General features: G+C 65.3%; 18 protein-coding genes and 1 riboswitch. Of the genes, 8 read left to right on the top strand and 10 right to left on the bottom strand.

Annotation, left to right across the window (positions count from 1 at the left end; translation table 11 throughout):
* Window positions 1-5: 5 nt before the first annotated feature.
* Together ACVINW_RS04165 and ACVINW_RS04160 are read right to left on the bottom strand one after the other, a co-directional pair.
* On the bottom strand, window positions 6-710 hold the full coding sequence (locus ACVINW_RS04165) for a response regulator transcription factor (protein ID WP_456756291.1): 705 nt from the start codon (window positions 708-710) through the stop codon (window positions 6-8).
* 20 nt (window positions 711-730) lie between these two features.
* Window positions 731-1,279, bottom strand: coding sequence for a MarR family winged helix-turn-helix transcriptional regulator (locus ACVINW_RS04160; protein WP_456750134.1), 549 nt, complete (start codon window positions 1,277-1,279; stop codon window positions 731-733).
* Between the two features lie 330 nt (window positions 1,280-1,609).
* On the opposite strand from ACVINW_RS04160, the gene ACVINW_RS04155 reads away from it, so the two are divergent.
* From ACVINW_RS04155 to ACVINW_RS04140, 4 genes are all read left to right on the top strand, one after another.
* A complete protein-coding gene (locus ACVINW_RS04155) occupies window positions 1,610-2,689 on the top strand; it encodes a branched-chain amino acid aminotransferase (protein ID WP_456750133.1) in 1,080 nt (359 codons plus the stop codon).
* Between the two features lie 144 nt (window positions 2,690-2,833).
* Complete coding sequence (hisS, locus tag ACVINW_RS04150; protein WP_456750132.1) at window positions 2,834-4,348, top strand: histidine--tRNA ligase; 1,515 nt, start codon at window positions 2,834-2,836, stop codon at window positions 4,346-4,348.
* A 113-nt stretch (window positions 4,349-4,461) separates the two neighbouring features.
* Window positions 4,462-4,665 (top strand): tautomerase family protein, encoded by a 204-nt coding sequence (locus ACVINW_RS04145; RefSeq protein WP_018269806.1) that lies wholly within the window; start codon window positions 4,462-4,464, stop codon window positions 4,663-4,665.
* A 164-nt stretch (window positions 4,666-4,829) separates the two neighbouring features.
* Entirely contained in the window at window positions 4,830-5,240 is a 411-nt protein-coding gene (locus ACVINW_RS04140; protein ID WP_456750131.1) for a thioesterase family protein, read from the top strand.
* Between the two features lie 197 nt (window positions 5,241-5,437).
* Here ACVINW_RS04140 and proC read toward each other — a convergent pair whose 3' ends face one another.
* Window positions 5,438-6,313: a pyrroline-5-carboxylate reductase gene (gene proC, locus ACVINW_RS04135; protein ID WP_456756290.1), complete on the bottom strand. Its 876-nt coding sequence runs from the start codon at window positions 6,311-6,313 to the stop codon at window positions 5,438-5,440.
* Window positions 6,314-6,434: 121 nt separating this feature from the next.
* Window positions 6,435-6,935: a type III secretion system chaperone family protein gene (locus tag ACVINW_RS04130; RefSeq protein WP_229185331.1), complete on the bottom strand. Its 501-nt coding sequence runs from the start codon at window positions 6,933-6,935 to the stop codon at window positions 6,435-6,437.
* Between the two features lie 443 nt (window positions 6,936-7,378).
* Window positions 7,379-7,531: riboswitch (FMN riboswitch) on the top strand.
* A gap of 78 nt (window positions 7,532-7,609) precedes the next feature.
* Between ACVINW_RS04130 and ACVINW_RS04125 the strand changes: the two genes are divergently transcribed.
* On the top strand, window positions 7,610-8,191 hold the full coding sequence (locus tag ACVINW_RS04125) for a 6,7-dimethyl-8-ribityllumazine synthase (RefSeq protein WP_456750130.1): 582 nt from the start codon (window positions 7,610-7,612) through the stop codon (window positions 8,189-8,191).
* A gap of 121 nt (window positions 8,192-8,312) precedes the next feature.
* On the top strand, window positions 8,313-9,119 hold the full coding sequence (locus ACVINW_RS04120; RefSeq protein WP_456750129.1) for an SDR family NAD(P)-dependent oxidoreductase: 807 nt from the start codon (window positions 8,313-8,315) through the stop codon (window positions 9,117-9,119).
* Between the two features lie 268 nt (window positions 9,120-9,387).
* Here the strand turns inward: ACVINW_RS04120 and ACVINW_RS04115 are convergent, their stop codons facing one another.
* The 6 genes from ACVINW_RS04115 to ACVINW_RS04090 all read right to left on the bottom strand — a co-directional run bounded on the left by ACVINW_RS04115 (window position 9,388) and on the right by ACVINW_RS04090 (window position 14,823).
* A complete protein-coding gene (locus ACVINW_RS04115) occupies window positions 9,388-10,341 on the bottom strand; it encodes a ribose-phosphate pyrophosphokinase (RefSeq protein ID WP_028344316.1) in 954 nt (317 codons plus the stop codon).
* A 178-nt stretch (window positions 10,342-10,519) separates the two neighbouring features.
* Entirely contained in the window at window positions 10,520-11,140 is a 621-nt protein-coding gene (locus ACVINW_RS04110; protein WP_456750128.1) for a hypothetical protein, read from the bottom strand.
* A gap of 183 nt (window positions 11,141-11,323) precedes the next feature.
* Window positions 11,324-12,091: a peptidoglycan editing factor PgeF gene (gene pgeF / locus ACVINW_RS04105; RefSeq protein ID WP_456750127.1), complete on the bottom strand. Its 768-nt coding sequence runs from the start codon at window positions 12,089-12,091 to the stop codon at window positions 11,324-11,326.
* A complete protein-coding gene (locus ACVINW_RS04100; RefSeq protein ID WP_456756289.1) occupies window positions 12,088-13,146 on the bottom strand; it encodes a class I SAM-dependent methyltransferase in 1,059 nt (352 codons plus the stop codon). The genes pgeF and ACVINW_RS04100 overlap by 4 nt, the downstream gene beginning before the upstream one ends.
* A gap of 84 nt (window positions 13,147-13,230) precedes the next feature.
* Window positions 13,231-14,073: a prolipoprotein diacylglyceryl transferase gene (gene lgt / locus ACVINW_RS04095; RefSeq protein WP_456750126.1), complete on the bottom strand. Its 843-nt coding sequence runs from the start codon at window positions 14,071-14,073 to the stop codon at window positions 13,231-13,233.
* Between the two features lie 15 nt (window positions 14,074-14,088).
* On the bottom strand, window positions 14,089-14,823 hold the full coding sequence (locus tag ACVINW_RS04090) for a dienelactone hydrolase family protein (RefSeq protein ID WP_456750125.1): 735 nt from the start codon (window positions 14,821-14,823) through the stop codon (window positions 14,089-14,091).
* Between the two features lie 177 nt (window positions 14,824-15,000).
* Between ACVINW_RS04090 and ACVINW_RS04085 the strand changes: the two genes are divergently transcribed.
* Entirely contained in the window at window positions 15,001-15,261 is a 261-nt protein-coding gene (locus ACVINW_RS04085) for an accessory factor UbiK family protein (protein ID WP_038388183.1), read from the top strand.
* Window positions 15,262-15,529: 268 nt separating this feature from the next.
* Window positions 15,530-16,255: a 50S ribosomal protein L25/general stress protein Ctc gene (locus ACVINW_RS04080; protein WP_456750124.1), complete on the top strand. Its 726-nt coding sequence runs from the start codon at window positions 15,530-15,532 to the stop codon at window positions 16,253-16,255.
* Window positions 16,256-16,284: the final 29 nt, after the last annotated feature.

The following is a 16,284-nucleotide window of genomic DNA, read 5'->3' as shown; positions in this document are numbered from 1 at the left end:
GGATCTTACGGCGAGGCGACCAGTCGATAGCCGATGCCGCGCACCGCCTGCAGGAACAGCGGATTGGCCGGATCGTGCTCGATCTTGCGCCGTAGCCGGTTGATCTGCACGTCGACCGCGCGTTCGTTGACGGTGCCGCCGGAGGTCAGCGCGGCGCGCGGCACGGTCTCGCCGGGCGCGCTGGCGAGGATGCGCAGCATCTCGCGCTCGCGGTCGGTGAGATGGACGATCTCCTCGCCCTGGCGCAGCTCGCTGCGCTCGATGTGGAAGATGTAGGGGCCGAACGCGATCTGCTCGACGGTGACGACCTGCGGCGGCGCCGTGCGCTTGAGGATGTTGCCGATGCGCAGCACCAGCTCGCGCGGCTCGAACGGTTTTGCCACGTAGTCATCGGCGCCGATCTGCAAGCCCTCGATGCGGGCTTCCGCCTCATGCCGGGCGGTCAGCATGATGATCGGCACCGTCGAGGAGGTGCGGATGAAGCGGGCGAGGTCGAAACCGTTCTCGCCGGGCATCATCACGTCGAGGATCAGGAGGTCGAAATGCAGTCCGAGCAGCTTGGCGCGCGCATCGGTGGCGCTCATTGCCGTCGTGACGCGATAGCCTTCGCCGGAGAGAAAGCGCGACAGCAGGTCGCGAATACGGCGGTCGTCGTCGACCAGAAGCAGATGCGGCGCGTCGTCGGCCGGCTCGATCGGCGCGCGCATCATGGTTGCAGCCTGCACCAGGTTCACTCCCTTGCTTTCTTGCCGCCGCCGAAGATCGCTTCGAGCACCTTGTCGGGGTCGTCGCGATCGATCATCGCGCGGAGGAATTGGCGAACCGTCTCGATGCCGGCCGGATCGATGCCGGCGACGGCGCGGTTGATGCGGTCGGTCTGCAACCCTGCGAGCTTGGCGACCAGCGCCTCGCCTTTCGGCGTCGCGTAGAGCAGGCGCTGCCGGCGGTCATTGTTGCCGGTCTTCTGCACGATGTAGCCCTCGTCCAAGAGTTGCTTGAGCACCCGCCCGAGCGATTGCTTGGTGATGCGCAAGACGTCGAGTAGGTCGGCGACCTTCAGGCCGGGGTAGCGGGTGACGAAGTGGATGACGCGGTGGTGGGCGCGGCCGAAGCCGAACGCCTCCAGCTCCTGGTCGGCGTCGCCGACGAAGTCGCGGTAGGCGAAGAACAACAGCTCGATGATGTCCCAGCGCAGGTCGCGCCCGCCCGCCGCAGAAGCGTGGTCATTTCCCTGCGAATCGGGCTTGGCAGCCATGCCTGAGAAATTTATGTCAGTCATATTGACGTATCTTGGGTTCAATGTTACAAAACTGCCTGTCACGACGAAACATTAGGTCGTTTTGTCCCTGACAGCGTTTGAGACGGCCTGAAAGAGCCTGTGAGGCGGTTTGGGCCGCAAATTGGACTACCGTGCGATTGTCGAGCGGCATTTCGGCAAACATACTGGACTTCAGCACTCCGCAAAAGCATGTCTAGCCGGCATGTTGGCGATGGAAACCGGCCCCGCGGCCGGAGGTGGTGAGGTCCGGACCAGCCGAGCCGTGAGGCTCCGGGGGAAACAGGCCGGCGCCCGACCTCGCGCCGGTTCCGACAGCGGAAAGCAAGAAAAATGACTTTGAAATTCGACATCCAGCCTTCGCCGAACGCGACGTCCGACAAGGACCGCGCAGCGAAGCTCGTGGACCCGGGCTTCGGCCGCGTCTTCACCGATCACATGGCGATCGTGCGCTACAGCCAGAGCAAGGGCTGGCATAGCGCCCGCGTCGAGGCCCGTGCGAATTTTCCGCTCGATCCGGCCGGCGCGGTGCTGCACTACGCCCAGGAAATTTTCGAAGGTCTCAAGGCCTACAAGCGCGACGATGGCGGCATCAACCTGTTCCGCCCCGACGCCAATGCCCGCCGCTTCCGCGATTCGGCCGATCGCATGGCGATGGCGCCGTTGCCCGAGGATCTGTTCATCGAAGCGGTCGAGCAGTTGGTGCGGATCGATCGCGCCTGGATCCCGGGCGGCGAGGGCAGTCTCTATCTGCGGCCGTTCATGATCGCGAGCGAGATCTTCCTCGGCGTCAAGCCATCGGCGGAATACATCTTCTCAGTGATCGCCTCGCCGGTCGGCTCCTATTTCAAGGGCGGCCCGGCACCGGTGTCGATCTGGGTGTCGGAGAATTACACGCGCGCCGCGATCGGCGGCACCGGCGCCGTCAAGTGCGGCGGCAATTATGCCGCGAGCCTGCGCGCGCAGGCCGAGGCGATCGAGCGCGGCTGCGACCAGGTCGTGTTCCTCGACGCGGTCGAGCGCCGCTATATCGAAGAGCTTGGCGGCATGAATATCTTCTTCGCATTCGACGACGGCTCGCTCTCGACGCCGCCGCTCGGCACCATCCTGCCCGGCATCACCCGCGACTCGATCATTGCGCTCGCCAAGGACTCCGGCACAAGCGTGCGCGAGGAGCCCTACACGATCCAGCAGTGGCGCGCGGATGCCGCCAGCGGCAAGCTGAAAGAGGCGTTCGCCTGCGGCACCGCGGCCGTGATCTCGCCGATCGGCAAGGTCTGCTCGGCGAGCGGCGACTTCCAGATCAGCGGCGGCGTCGCCGGCCCGGTCGCCATGGGCCTGCGCAAGAAGCTGGTCGACATCCAGTACGGCCGCACCAACGACCCGCATAACTGGATCAGAAGCGTCCAGTGACGGACGCCACATCATTCCGGGGCGATGCGTAAGCATCGAACCCGGAATCTCGAGATTCCGGGTTCGCGTCTTTCGACGCGCCCCGGAATGACAGCCCTGGACGCACCGGTTGCCGCGTTGCGCGCCGGCTGGTAAATGCCGCCAATGGCCGAGAAACCCAAAAAACCCCAGAAACTGAAGGCGCGCCTGCCGCGCGGGCTGGAAGATCGCGGCCCGGCTGCGATCAATGCCACGCGGGCGATGGTCGAGAAGATCCGCGCCGTCTACGAGCTCTACGGCTTCGAGCCGGTGGAGACGCCGGCGATGGAATATACCGATGCGCTCGGCAAGTTCCTGCCTGACCAGGACCGTCCCAACGAGGGCGTGTTCTCGTTCCAGGACGATGACGAGCAGTGGATCTCGCTCCGCTACGACCTGACCGCGCCGCTGGCGCGCTATGTCGCGGAGAACTTCGACGCGCTGCCGAAGCCGTACCGGTCGTATCGTTTCGGCTATGTCTTCCGCAACGAGAAGCCGGGTCCCGGCCGGTTTCGCCAGTTCATGCAGTTCGATGCCGACACGGTCGGTTCGGCGACGCCGGCGGCCGATGCCGAGATCTGCATGATGGCAGCCGACACGATGGAAGCGCTCGGCATTCCGCGCGGCTCCTATGTCGTCAAGGTGAACAACCGCAAGGTGCTCGACGGCGTGCTCGAGGCGATCGGCCTCGGCGGCGACGACAATGCAGGCCGCAGGCTTACCGTGCTGCGCGCGATCGACAAGCTCGACAAGTTTCCCGCCGACGAGGTCCGCAAGCTGCTTGGTCCCGGACGATGGGATGGCGGCGAAGAGGGCAAGGGCGACTTCACCAAGGGCGCCGAGCTGAGCCCGGCGGATGCCGATATCGTCCTCGCCGTCACGCAGCAGCGCGACGATTGGAAAGATGCCATCGCTGCGGCCGAGACCTATTTGGCGAAGAGTGAGGTTGGTCAGGCCGGCGTGAGCGAGCTGGAAGAGATCGCCAAGCTGGTCGCGGCGTCCGGCTATGGCGCGGACCGAATCCGCATCGATCCCACCGTCGTTCGTGGCCTCGAATACTACACCGGCCCGGTTTACGAGATCGAGCTGCTGCTCGACACCAAGGACGAGAAGGGCCGCCCGGTGCGATTCGGCTCGGTCGGTGGCGGCGGCCGCTATGACGGCCTGGTCTCCCGTTTCCGCGGCGAGCCGGTACCGGCGGCCGGTTTCTCGATCGGCGTGTCGCGGCTGCAGGCCGCGCTGACGATGCTCGGCCAGCTCGACGCGAGGGCCGTGTTCGGCCCCGTCGTCGTCACCGTGTTCGATCGCGACCGTGTCGCCGACTACCAGAAGATGGTCGCGCAGCTGCGCAAAGAGAATATTCGCGCTGAGCTCTATCTCGGCAATCCGAAGAACATGGGCAACCAGCTCAAATATGCCGACCGCCGCAATTCGCCCTGCGTCATCATCCAGGGCTCGGATGAGAAGGCGCGCGGCGAGGTGCAGATCAAGGACCTGATCGAGGGCGCCAAGGCGGCGGCCGCGATCGCCTCCAACCAGGAATGGCGCGAGACGCGTCCGGCGCAGTTCTCCTGTGCGGAGGCCCAGCTGGTCGCCAAGGTCCGCGAGGTCTTGGCGCGGCACGACGTGAACTGGGGATAGCTGGTTTGTCATGCGCGGGCTTGACCCGCGCAGCCATCTTCAAAAAGATGGCGCGCCAGCCAGGCCGGCAGACGACCGGTTTGCGCGTCAACAACAACCAGGGAGAACTTCCGATGCCTGAGATCACCGTGAGCATGGCCGCCGGCCGCACCGACGAGCAGAAGCTCGGCATGATGCGCGACATCACCCAGGCGCTGGTGAAGAATCTCGGCGTCGATGCCGATGCGGTCGTGATCCAGATCAATGAAGCGCCGCTGCATCACAAGATGAAGGGCGGCAAATCCTTCGTCGAGCGCGCGGCCGCGGCGAAGAAATAGCCCGGCTTTCTCCACGGGTCGTCCCTGCGAAAGCAGGGACCCATAACCACCGGTGACAGTGGTTGCGCTCGCTGGGGCTCCAGCCGTCGATCAATTGATATTTGTGGTTATGGGTCCCGGGTCGCGCTTCGCTTGCCCGGGACGACAGTCGTTTTGAGGCTTCCATGGATGCACGCGACTTCATCAAGATCGGCATGAGCGCCGAGCGCATGCTGGTGGTGCCGCCGGAGCGCACGGTCGGGCATTTCGTGCCCGGCATGCCGATGGTCTATGCGACGCCGATGATGATCCTCGACATGGAGATGGCGTCGGGCGATGCCATCCGCGACGCGTTGCAGCCCGGCTGGGTCACGGTCGGCACTGAGGTCGACATCCGCCATCTCGCGGCGGCGCTTGTTGGCGCCACGGTGCGGACCACCTCAAAGGTGATCGCGGTCGAGCGCCGCGTGATCCGCTTCGAGGTCGAGGCCTTTGAGGGCACGCGCAAGCTCGGCGAAGGCCGCCACGCTCGCGGCTTGATCAATGTCGAGAGCTTTAACAAGCGGCTGGCCGGGATGTCGGGGCAGGCTTCGTAAGAGCACCGCAGGGTGGGCAAAGCGAGCGTGCCCATTTTCGTTTGCTGCTCGCAATCACGCTACAACACTTGTTCGGACGGCATCCTGAGGAGCGCGCAGCGCGTCTCGAAGGATGGGTCACGGGCCGTGCACCCTTCGAGGCTCGCTCCGCGAGCACCTCAGGATGACGGGACGAGGAGTGATCGGGTAGCGAGAAATTACTTCGCCAATTCCTTCGAGCGCTGTGTCGCGGCGGCAACCGCGCGGGCCATCAGCGGCTGTAGGCCGTCGCTTGCCATCAGCACTTCGAGCGCCGCGGCGGTGGTGCCGCCGGGCGAAGTGACGTTCTGCCGCAACGTCGCCGACGGCTGATCGGAGCGATGCAGCAGTTCGCCGGAGCCGGCGACGGTGGCGCGCGCCAGCGTGGTTGCGAGTTGCTCGGGCAGGCCGGCGGCAACGCCGGCGCGGGCGAGCTCCTCGGCGAGCAGGAAAACATAGGCCGGGCCGGAGCCGGAGACAGCCGTCACCGCGTCCATCAGGCCTTCGTCGTCGACCCATTCGACCAGCCCGGTTGCCTTCAGCAGCGCATCGGTCATCGCGCGCCGTGCGGCAGTGACGCGCTTCGACGGCACCGCAACCGTGATGCCGCGGCCGATCGCCGCCGGCGTGTTCGGCATCGCGCGCACCACCGCGCCCCCGACCACCTCTTCCAGCGCCGCGATGGTCGTGCCGGCCATGATCGAGACCACGAGCGTCGAGGGGCCGACGAGCGCCTTCAGTGCGGCGCCGGCATCGCGGAACGATTGCGGCTTCACCGCGACCACCAGCGTGTCGACCGTACCGAGCTCTCTCGCCTGCGGATTGAGGCGCACGCCCTTCGCGGCCAGCGCGGAGATCTCGGGCGACAGATGCGGATCGATCACCGCGACCTGCTTGGGTGCGAGGCCCTGCGCGAGCCAGCCGGTCAGCATGGCGCCGCCCATCTTGCCCGCGCCCGCGAGCGCGATGGTGCCGGAAGTATTCGTCAATGCGCTGCTTGTGCTCACGGGAGGCTCCACAAACTCTGTGTCGTCCCTGCGGAAGCAGGGACCCATAACCACCGGAGGTTCTAGTGAAGCGAGAACCGAGCCACAAGCAGTTTACTCAACCACTGGGGCCGCGGAGTATGGATCCCTGCTTTCGCAGGGACGACATCGAATATGTGGAACGAAACCCTTACGCCTCGCCCTCGGTATCGAACATCGCCGCCGCCATCGCCTCGGTGGTCGACTTGCCGGCCCACACCACGAACTGGAACGCCGGATAGTAGCGCTCGCAGGCGTGGATCGCGTTGACCACCATGGCCTCGCATTGCGAGGTGGAGGCGGTGAGGCCGCCGGGCAGCACCAGCGCCTGACGATGCATCACCATGCCGGTGTGGGTCCAGAGGTCGAAATGGCCGACCCACAATTGCTCGTTGATCGCGGCGACCAGCCGCTGCACTTCGGCGCGGCGCGCCTGCGGCATCTTCATGTCGAAGGCGCAGGCGAGATGCAGCGCCTCGATCTCGCCCATCCAGGTGAACGAGAGCTGATAGTCGATCCAGTCTCCCTTGGAGACGATCGTCACCTCGTCTTCGCCGGAACGCTCGAACGCCCAGTTGTTGTCGGTGGCGATATCCTCGACCACCGCAAGCGGGTTGTTCCGGGAATCGATAATGCTTTCGAGGAGGGACATGCCGTCTCGGACCTTATTCTTATGATCGCTTGATACGCACACGGAAGCCGGCACTTGCGACATACTGCGTCGTGGCCGAGTACAGCTCCTTGACCGGGCTTCCGGATGCCCCTGGACCTGACGCCGATGAAGTGATGTGATTTGCGGAATCCGCGCAACCGCACGCCGAGTCCGTCCACAGCCAAAGCGCGCATCGTCCACAGCTGATCTCCGCCACATCTGTGATTTGGAGAACAAATCGGAATCTTCGCATTCGAGTAACGGTTTGTTAACCATTTGCGGCCGCTTCGCTGCACGTGTGAATCAGCGCTTTGGCCCCTCCGGTCCCGGCCCAGAGCCGCAACGCGGGCATGGGGACATGCCGTTTCCCCATGCCAAAGGACCTTGCCCCGCTGTCGCGGTTTGGTCATATTTCGTCTCAGGCACGTCCATCCCGGGCGTGCCGATGTTCTCAGGGCGGGGTGAAAATCCCCACCGGCGGTAAGGGCGATGAGCCCAAGCCCGCGAGCGCCTCGTTCCGCGAAGCGGGACAAGGGTCAGCAGATTCGGTGCAACTCCGAAGCCGACGGTTACAGTCCGGATGAAAGAGAACGGTTGCGGCAGCCAACGCGATTTTCGCGTGGGCTCGTGTCGTTGTCCGTATGCCCTGATTCTGGTCCTGAAAGAGGAAAGCCATGAATCAGATGTTGCAAGACACTGAAGTTCAACACGCCGAAGTCCAAACATCCCCAGCAGAAAGCGCTCCCGACACGCCGGCAACTCCGCCGGTGCCGGAGCATCCGCATTTCGCCAAGCCGCAGCGCGTTGCCTTCGTGCAATCGTCCTGGCATCGCGACGTGGTGGAGGAGTGCCGCATCTCCTTCCTGAAGGAGATCGAGGCACGCCACATCACCAATGTCGACGTGTTCGAGGTGCCTGGCTCGTTCGAGATCCCGCTGCATGCGCAGCTGCTGGCGAAAACGCGGCGCTACACCGCGATCGTTGCGGCCGGCCTCGTCGTCGATGGCGGCATCTACCGCCATGAATTCGTCGCCGACACCGTGATCAAGGCGCTGATGGATGTGCAATTGCGCACCGAGGTGCCGGTGTTCTCGGCGGTGCTGACGCCGCAGCAATTCCACGAGACCGAGGTGCATTACGAGTTCTTCCGCAAGCATTTCGTGATCAAGGGGATCGAGGTCGCGGAAGCCTGCGCCAACACGCTGCACAGCCTGGAGCGTTTGCGCGGCCAGGTCGCGGCGGGGATTCCCGGGTAACGCGTCGGAGCTTCGAAGGTCTAACACAAAAGCGGTCCCGGCATGCACGCCGGGATCGCTCTCGCCCGCCGCATGTTCGGCTATGCTCGCAGGCATAAATCAAAACGCGCGGGAGGTGCCCATGACCGAACACCATTCTTCCGACTGGCTCGGTCTGTCGGGCCGCGTTGCCGTCGTCACCGGCGGAGGCGGCGGCATCGGCCGCGCCACCGCGGTCAGCTTCGCGCGGGCCGGCGCCAAAGTCGCTGCGCTCGATCGCGACGAGCGCTCCCTTGCGGAGACCAAGGCCAAGCTGCGCGAGTTCGGCGACGGCCATCTCGTCGCAAGCTGCGACACCACCAGCGAGGACAATGTCGCAGACGTCGCCGACACCGTCGCGCGCACGCTTGGTGGGTGCGACATTCTGGTCAACACTGCGGCCGTGCTGCGTCCCGGCGGGCTCGACACGCTGCCGCTCGCCGAATGGAACGCGGTGCTGGCGGTCAATCTCACCGGCTATTTCATCTGCGCGCAGGCGTTCGGCCGCCAGATGCGCAAGGCCGGGCGCGGCAGCCTGATCCATGTCGCCTCGATCGCCGCCAGCAATGCGCAGGGGCAGAGCGGCGCCTACAGCGTCAGCAAGGCCGCCGTCGTGATGCTCTCGCAGCAGCTCGCTGCCGAATGGGGGCCGCACGGCATCCGCAGCAATGTGGTCAGCCCCGGCCTCGTCGTCACGCCGATGAGCCAGGCGTTCTACGATACGCCGGGAGTTACCGAGCGGCGCACCGCCGTGGTGCCGATGCGCCGGATCGGTGCGCCGCAGGACATGGCGGACGCGACGTTGTTCCTAGCCAGCGACCGCTCATCCTACGTCAATGGTGAGGAGATCATCGTCGATGGCGGCTATGCGCGGACGCTGATGAGCCACGTTCCGCGGCCGGGGTTTTAAGAAGGCCGCATCTGCAAATTCAATGTCGTTCCGGCCTTGAGCCGGGAGCCATAACCACCAATGCGAATTGATTTACGACGCTGGGGCCCCAGCGCGCTTCAACAACTCGATCCTGTGGTTATGGGTCCCTGCTTTCGCAGGGACGACAGCAGCGAGTTAATCAAACTACGCCGTAGGGTGGGCAAAGCAATAGCGTGCCCACATGCCAAGCGCGGGCTTGATGGTGGACACGGCCAATCGCGCCTTTGCGCACCCTACAGAGCCGTCATTAGTCGAATAGGCTGGAGACCGACTCTTCCGCGGCGGTGCGGCCGATCGCTTCGGCGATCAGGCCGGCGATCGAGATCTGGCGGATGTTCGGCGCCTTGTTGACGGCTTCCGTCGGCAGGATCGAGTCGGTGATGACCAGCTCCTTCAGCCGCGACGAGGCGATGCGCGCGGCGGCGCCGCCCGACAGCACGCCGTGGGTGATGTAGGCCGAAACCTCCTTGGCGCCGTGCGCGATCAGCGCCTCGGCCGCATTCACCAGCGTGCCGCCGGAATCGACGATGTCGTCGACCAGGATGCAGTTGTAGCCGGCGACGTCGCCGATCACGTTCATCACTTCGGACTCACCGGGGCGCTCGCGGCGCTTGTCGACGATCGCCAGCGGGGTGTTGATGCGCTTGGCGAGGCCGCGGGCACGCGCCACGCCGCCGACGTCGGGCGACACCACCATCACCTTGGCGAGGTCGAACTTTTCCTTGATATCGCGCACCATCAACGGCGCAGCGAAGAGGTTGTCGGTCGGGATGTCGAAGAAGCCCTGGATCTGGCCGGCATGCAGGTCGAGCGTCATGACGCGGTCGACGCCGGCGTGCGAGATCAGGTTGGCGACGAGCTTGGCCGAGATCGGGGTGCGCGAGCCGGACCGGCGATCCTGCCGGGCATAGCCGAAATACGGCACCACCGCGGTGATGCGGCGCGCCGAGGAGCGGCGCAGCGCGTCGGTGATGATCAAAAGCTCCATCAGATTGTCGTTGGCGGGAAACGACGTCGATTGCAGGATGAACATGTCCGAGCCGCGGACGTTCTCCTGGATCTCGACGAAGATCTCCATGTCGGCGAAGCGCCGGACCACGGCCTTGGTCAGTTCGATGCCAAGGCCCTTGGCGATGTCCTGCGCCAGCGCAGGATTGGAGTTGCCGGCGACGAGCTTGATTGATCCGTTCTTTGCCGACATCGATGCTTCCCCCCGCGCCTTGCTGGATACGACGTTCAGCATCTCAAGTCCTTACAGAACCGGCGGGTTTTCGGTGCGCGAGGGAATATCAGGCAGGCGGCCGCGCTGGCAACCCATTAGCCCGTCTTCACTGCGTTTTCCTGGGCAAAAAACGCCTTTTCCCGGGAGATACCGGGGGTTAGTCGGCGGAATAGCTGAGCGCCACGGTCTCGGCGGGCGCCGGGGCGCTGACCATCGCCGGCCCGCGCAGGTCGGGAGCCGCCGGGGCCGGCGCCGGGCCATCGGCCGGACCGCCATTGATCATGCTGGTAAGGCCACTGAGGCCGGCCTGGGCGATCCTGCGCAGCACCAGATCGTCTGCGGCGGCCCAGGCGTCGCGGCCGGCCTTGCCGGCAGGTTCTTCGCCGGAGAGCCGCAGCGCACGTTGCTGGTTGCCGTCGTAGACGTCCCACACCCACGCGATCATGGTGCGGCCGCGCACCACCTGCGCCGACAGATAGCTGCGCACGCGATAGGCCGCGGTGCCCTGGCGCGACACGATCGACAGGCTGCGCAGCTTGGATTCGCTGTCGAGCACGCCGACCATGCGGTCGAACACCTGGGGGGGCGGGCCGTCGATCGATTCGAACGCAACGGTCGCGCCGCCGCCGCTCGCCGGCGTTGCCATGGCGTAGGAGTCGGCCACGTTGCCGCCGGCCGCGCAGCCGCCCAGCGCGCATGCGATCGCCAGCCATCCGGCTGCGACCGCGGCACGTACGACTGTCCCAGTTTGAAACTGGTGATTTGACGCTTCCCTCATTGCGTCCTGCGATATCGTTAAAACGGCTTAACGTCTAGGGCAGGACGGCCACAGCCCTTAACCGATCCAGGGGTTGCGCCACGGGGTTTCGGATTTCCTTGCTCAGTCAGAGAGATGGTGCCGCATGACCTCGCGGCCGGTTCGCAATGCTGGCCTCGTCTGATGGCGATCGGACGCGCGGCGTCAGCCTTCCAGCGCGATGGCGTGCACGTGCCGGCCGTAATCGGCTTCCTTGCGGTGGACCGAGCGGCGGTAGCTGAAGCAGCGCTCGTCGGAATAGGTGTCGATGCCGAGATCGTCGATCATCAGCACGCCGGCATTTTCCAGCCGCATCCGGATGAAGCCGGCGAGATCGAACATCGCGTGGCCGTCGCGTTCGCCGGGTAGGAAGAACAAGCCGCTCTCGGCATCGGCCTCGATGAAGCGCTCGACGAATTCGTTGCCGACCTCGTAGGATTCCTTGCGGATCAGCGGGCCGATCGCGGCGACGATGCCGCCGCGCTCGGCGCCGAGCTTCTCCATCGCATCGATGGTCGATTCCAGCACGCCGGTCAGCGCGCCCTTCCAGCCGGCATGCGCCGCGCCGATCACCCGTGCATTGGGATCGACGAACAGGATCGGCCCGCAGTCGGCGGTCGTGACCGAGATCGCAAGCCCTTCGGTGCGGGTGACGAGCGCGTCCGCCTTCGGACGTGGCGCGCCGTTCCACGGGCGGTCCACGACGACGACGTCGGGCGAGTGCACCTGATGCACGCTGATCAGATGATCGAGCGGTACGCCGAGCTGCTCGGCCATCCGCCGCCGGTTCTCCGCGACCTTGGCCGGATCGTCGCGCGAGCCGAGCCCGCCATTGAGGCCGGCATAGACGCCCTCGGAGACCCCGCCCTCGCGCGAGAAGAAGGCATGGCGCAGGCCCGGTATGGCCGACAGCAGCGGTGATCCCAATGTCATTGTTCGGTCTCGTCAGGCTGATCGCTGAGGCCAGCGATCGAGGTGAGGCGCGGGTCGGAGATGGCCATGACCTTGAACATCGAGCCCATCCCGCCGCGCCCGGGCTCGGTCAGCCGCTTCAGCGCGCCGGCAATGTCGGCGGACATTTCGGGGCTGGCTTTCGCCATCAGTCCGGCGGCGCGGGCTTCGACGCCGAGCCGCTTGAGGAAGTCGCCCTGCGTCGCCGGGCCGTGGACCTGCGCGCCGACATCCTCGGCGGCGCGTGCCAACGCCTGGAAGTCGACATGCGCGGTGACGTCGGCCTGTCCCGGGTTCTTCAGCGGGTCGGCGAAGCTGTGGCGTGCGATCGCCTGGAAGGTGTCGCCGGCATCGCTGCGCAGGTGGCCGTAATCGATGATCAGCGCGGCGCCGTCCTGGTCGCGCACCCGGGTGGCGAGCTTCATGACCTCGTTGTCGGGCCGCCATTCGAACACCGCATTTAGCGGCGCGGCGCGCACCAGCGGCGGCAGCAGCACCTCGAAGTGCGGTGTCGGTTCGGGAGCGGGGGCGAAATACAAATTGCCATTGGCATCCATCCCGACCGTGCGCTCGTGCCAGCCGGTCTCGCGGCGGACCATCTGGTGGATCGGCAGCACGTCGAAATACTCGTTGGCGAGGATCACCGCCGGTCCTTCGGGCACGTCGTCGATGCTGTCGTGCCAGGTGATGTCGCGCACGCCGTTCAGCGTCGCCTGCTGTTTCTCGCGCAGCACCGGATTGACCTCGACGAGGTGAATGCTGAGCGACTGGTACAGCGGCGGCAGCACGCGCAGCGCGCGCAGCGCGTCCGACATCATGGTGCCGCGGCCGGGCCCGAGCTCGATCAGGCGGAACGTCTCCGGCGAGCCGATCGCACGCCAGATCGAGGCGCTCCACAGCCCGAGCAGCTCGCCGAACATCTGGCTGACCTCGGGCGCCGTTGTGAAATCGCCCTCGCGGCCGAGCGGATCGCGCGACAGGTAATAGCCGTACTGCGGGTGCATCAGGCACAATTCCATGTAGCGCCAGACCGGCATCGGCCCGGACAGCTTGATCAGCCTCCTGATCTCATCCAGCAGCGGGGAGGGTTCGCTCACGGCCTTCCTTGGATTGCACTTGCGTCACGTTGCATTCGGCGCCGGCCCGTTCGCCCTGCGGCGGACGGCGGACGTGATGATGATAGCGCCCACGATAATCATTGGCACCGACAGCAGCATCCCCATGGTTAATCCGCCCCACAGGAATCCGAGCTGCGGATCGGGCTCCCGGAAGTGCTCGCCGATGATTCGGGCGATGCCGTAGATGGTGATGAAGCTGCCGAGGATCAGGCCGGGCCGCTTCAGTGCGCCCAGCCGGATCATGATCGCCAGCGCCGTGAACAGCACGATGCCCTCGAGGCCGGCCTCATAGAGTTGGCTCGGATGGCGCGGCAGCGGTCCGCCATTGGGGAAGATCATCGCCCAGGGCAGGCTCGGATCGGCGTGCCGGCCCCACAATTCGCTGTTGATGAAATTGGCGAGCCGGCCGAGGAACAGTCCGATCGGCGCCACCGCGGTTGTGATGTCGCCGAGCGACAGGATCGGGATGTTGTTGCGGCGGGCAAACAGCATCACCGCGGCGACGCAGCCGAGGAAGCCGCCGTGGAACGACATGCCGCCCTTCCACAGCTCGAGAATCTCGGACGGATGCGCCATGAAGAACGGCAGATTGTAGAACAGCACGTAGCCGGTGCGGCCGCCGACGATGATGCCGATGGTGACCCAGAGGATGAAATCGTCGAGCTGCGGCAGCGTGATCGGCACCTCGCCGCCCCACAGCCGCTGCTTCTTGATCAGCGAGCGGGCGTAGATCCAGCCCAGCACGATGCCGACGATATAGGCCAGCGCATACCAGCGGATCACGATCGGCCCGAGCGCGAGCGCGACGGGGTTGAACACCGGGAAGTCGATCAGCAGGAACGGCATCGTGCAGGTTGAGGCTCAGTTCACGAGGTTGCGCCGGTAGAGCGCGAGCAGCCGCTCCCAATGGCGTTCGGCGGCGTCGCGGTCATAGACCGGGCGCTTGGGGAAGGCAAAGCCGTGATGCGTGCCGGGATAGACCTCGACCTCGTTGCTCGATCCCTTCATGCCGGCCTTGACCTGCTCGATGATTTCCCGAGGCGCGTAGATATCGGTCTCGGCGCAGGCGAAATAGAGTTCGGCCTTGGTCTTTTGCGCGGCAAGGTGCGGGCTGTCGGGCTGGTCGGTCGCCAGATGCGTGCCGTAGATCGAGGCGGCGGCCTTGACCCGATCGCCGAAATGCGTCGCCGCGTTCACCGCATAGCGGCCGCTCATGCAATAGCCGACGGTGCCGATGATGTCGGTGTTGGCAGCCTTCTGGGTCTCGGCATAGGCGAGCAGGCCTTTGGTGTCTTCCATCACCAGCGGGATGTTGATGGAGTTCATGTATTCGAACATGCGCTTGCGCTCGGGCGCGTCGGGGTCGGGCGGTATCGGACCGAGCTCCATCACGCCGGACCGATAGTACAGATTGGGCAGCATCACATAATAGCCAGAGGTGCCGAGCCGGCGCGCCATGTCGCGCAGCTCCTCGCGGATCGCCGGTGCGTCCATGTAGAAGATCACGACCGGGAAGGGGCCGCCGCGCTCGGGATGGGTGATGAAGGTGGTGGTCTTGCCGTCCTTGGTCGGGATCTCGACGGTCGCTTCGATCATGGCGTTTCTGCTCGCGTTATGTGTGCGATTTCTGTTGTGAGTTCATACGATTGCAAGGAAACCGGAGCATGACAAGGCGGGCTCACGGGAGGCCTGCCATTCGCGGCGGACTTGAACCGGATGGCTGACATCGCCATTGTCTTATCGCGATTCAGTGAACGCGGAGAGTTTTGCGACATGACCCAGACCAGCAACCGGTTTTTCGACGAGATCGGCCGTCTGATGAACGACGCCGCCGGCGCCGCCCAGGGCGTCAAGCGCGAGGTCGACACGGTCATGCGCAATCAGGCCGAACGGATCCTGCGCGATCTCGACGTGGTCAAGCGCGAGGAGTTCGACGCGGTCAAGGACATGGCCCGCCTGGCGCGCGAGGAGAACGAGGCGCTGAAGGCAAGGATCGCGGCGCTGGAAGCCAAGCTCGGCGGTTCGGCGGGTTAGTTAGCCGCTTCTGTAGCCCGGATGAAGCGCAGCGAAATCCGGGGGCGCCATCCCAAGATCGACTCCCCGGATTGCGCTTCGCTGCATCCGGGCTACGTTCCCGCCGTGGGGCCAAGCAAGAAAAATCCCTGCATTTCCTTGTCATTTCGGCCCTTTGGGGCTAAAAGCCCGCCACGTCCGCGGCCCCCGCACCCCTGGAGGCTTGCTGTGGACTTGAGCATGGGCCGCGCTGCGGCCTTTAACTTTTTAAATACAAGGACTTAACGCTATGGCGACCGTCAAGGAATTGAAGGCGACCGCGCGTCCGAAGAGCGGCAAGGGGGCCGCCCGGGCAGAGCGTCGCGCCGGGAGAGTTCCCGGAGTGATCTACGGAGACAACCAGCCCCCCGTCACCATCTCGGTCGACGACCGTGAACTGCGCCAGCGCATCCTGGCCGGCCGGTTCCTGACCACGCTGTTCGATATCGATGTCGAGGGCAAGAAGCACCGCGTGATTCCGCGCGACTACCATCTCGACCCGGTGAAGGACTTCCCGCTCCATGTCGACTTCATGCGGCTCGGCGAAGGCGCGACCATCCGCGTCAGCGTGCCGCTGCACATCGTGAACGGTGAAAGCTCGCCGGGCGTCAAGCGCGGTGGCACCGTCAACATCGTCACCCACGCGCTCGATCTCGAGTGCTCGGTGGACAACATTCCGCAGTACATCGAGGCCGACGTCGGCGCGCTCGAGATCAGCTATTCGCTGCATCTCTCCGACGTCAAGCTGCCGAAGGGCGTGAAGTCGCTGACCCGCGAGGACGCGACCCTCGTCACCATCGTGCCGCCGTCCGGCTACGCCGAAGAGCAGAAGGCCGCGGCTGCGGCGGCTGCTGGTGGTGCTGCGGCTCCGGCCGCGGGTGCTGCGGCTCCGGCTGCTGCCGCTCCGGCTGCGGGCGCTGCGGCTCCGGCCGCGGGTGCCAAGGCTCCCGCCGGCGGTGGCGACAAGAAGAAGTAATCGATCAGGTCGGCGCGCGATCCTCTGAT

It is taken from the genome of Bradyrhizobium sp. USDA 4461 (assembly GCF_054055655.1).
The sequence above is the reverse complement of the archived record's forward strand: the minus strand, read 5'-3'. Positions and strand labels throughout refer to the sequence as shown.

What these genes read in the sequence shown, in the direction of transcription:
- ACVINW_RS04165 (WP_456756291.1), bottom strand. Translation starts at nt 710, where the DNA reads ATGATGCGCGCGCCGATCGAGCCGGCCGACGACGCGCCGCATCTGCTT.
- ACVINW_RS04160 (WP_456750134.1), bottom strand. Translation starts at nt 1,279, where the DNA reads ATGACTGACATAAATTTCTCAGGCATGGCTGCCAAGCCCGATTCGCAG.
- ACVINW_RS04155 (WP_456750133.1), top strand. Translation starts at nt 1,610, where the DNA reads ATGACTTTGAAATTCGACATCCAGCCTTCGCCGAACGCGACGTCCGAC.
- hisS (WP_456750132.1), top strand. Translation starts at nt 2,834, where the DNA reads ATGGCCGAGAAACCCAAAAAACCCCAGAAACTGAAGGCGCGCCTGCCG.
- ACVINW_RS04145 (WP_018269806.1), top strand. Translation starts at nt 4,462, where the DNA reads ATGCCTGAGATCACCGTGAGCATGGCCGCCGGCCGCACCGACGAGCAG.
- ACVINW_RS04140 (WP_456750131.1), top strand. Translation starts at nt 4,830, where the DNA reads ATGGATGCACGCGACTTCATCAAGATCGGCATGAGCGCCGAGCGCATG.
- proC (WP_456756290.1), bottom strand. Translation starts at nt 6,313, where the DNA reads ATGGGTCCCTGCTTCCGCAGGGACGACACAGAGTTTGTGGAGCCTCCC.
- ACVINW_RS04130 (WP_229185331.1), bottom strand. Translation starts at nt 6,935, where the DNA reads ATGTCCCTCCTCGAAAGCATTATCGATTCCCGGAACAACCCGCTTGCG.
- ACVINW_RS04125 (WP_456750130.1), top strand. Translation starts at nt 7,610, where the DNA reads ATGAATCAGATGTTGCAAGACACTGAAGTTCAACACGCCGAAGTCCAA.
- ACVINW_RS04120 (WP_456750129.1), top strand. Translation starts at nt 8,313, where the DNA reads ATGACCGAACACCATTCTTCCGACTGGCTCGGTCTGTCGGGCCGCGTT.
- ACVINW_RS04115 (WP_028344316.1), bottom strand. Translation starts at nt 10,341, where the DNA reads ATGTCGGCAAAGAACGGATCAATCAAGCTCGTCGCCGGCAACTCCAAT.
- ACVINW_RS04110 (WP_456750128.1), bottom strand. Translation starts at nt 11,140, where the DNA reads ATGAGGGAAGCGTCAAATCACCAGTTTCAAACTGGGACAGTCGTACGT.
- pgeF (WP_456750127.1), bottom strand. Translation starts at nt 12,091, where the DNA reads ATGACATTGGGATCACCGCTGCTGTCGGCCATACCGGGCCTGCGCCAT.
- ACVINW_RS04100 (WP_456756289.1), bottom strand. Translation starts at nt 13,146, where the DNA reads ATGCCGGTCTGGCGCTACATGGAATTGTGCCTGATGCACCCGCAGTAC.
- lgt (WP_456750126.1), bottom strand. Translation starts at nt 14,073, where the DNA reads ATGCCGTTCCTGCTGATCGACTTCCCGGTGTTCAACCCCGTCGCGCTC.
- ACVINW_RS04090 (WP_456750125.1), bottom strand. Translation starts at nt 14,823, where the DNA reads ATGATCGAAGCGACCGTCGAGATCCCGACCAAGGACGGCAAGACCACC.
- ACVINW_RS04085 (WP_038388183.1), top strand. Translation starts at nt 15,001, where the DNA reads ATGACCCAGACCAGCAACCGGTTTTTCGACGAGATCGGCCGTCTGATG.
- ACVINW_RS04080 (WP_456750124.1), top strand. Translation starts at nt 15,530, where the DNA reads ATGGCGACCGTCAAGGAATTGAAGGCGACCGCGCGTCCGAAGAGCGGC.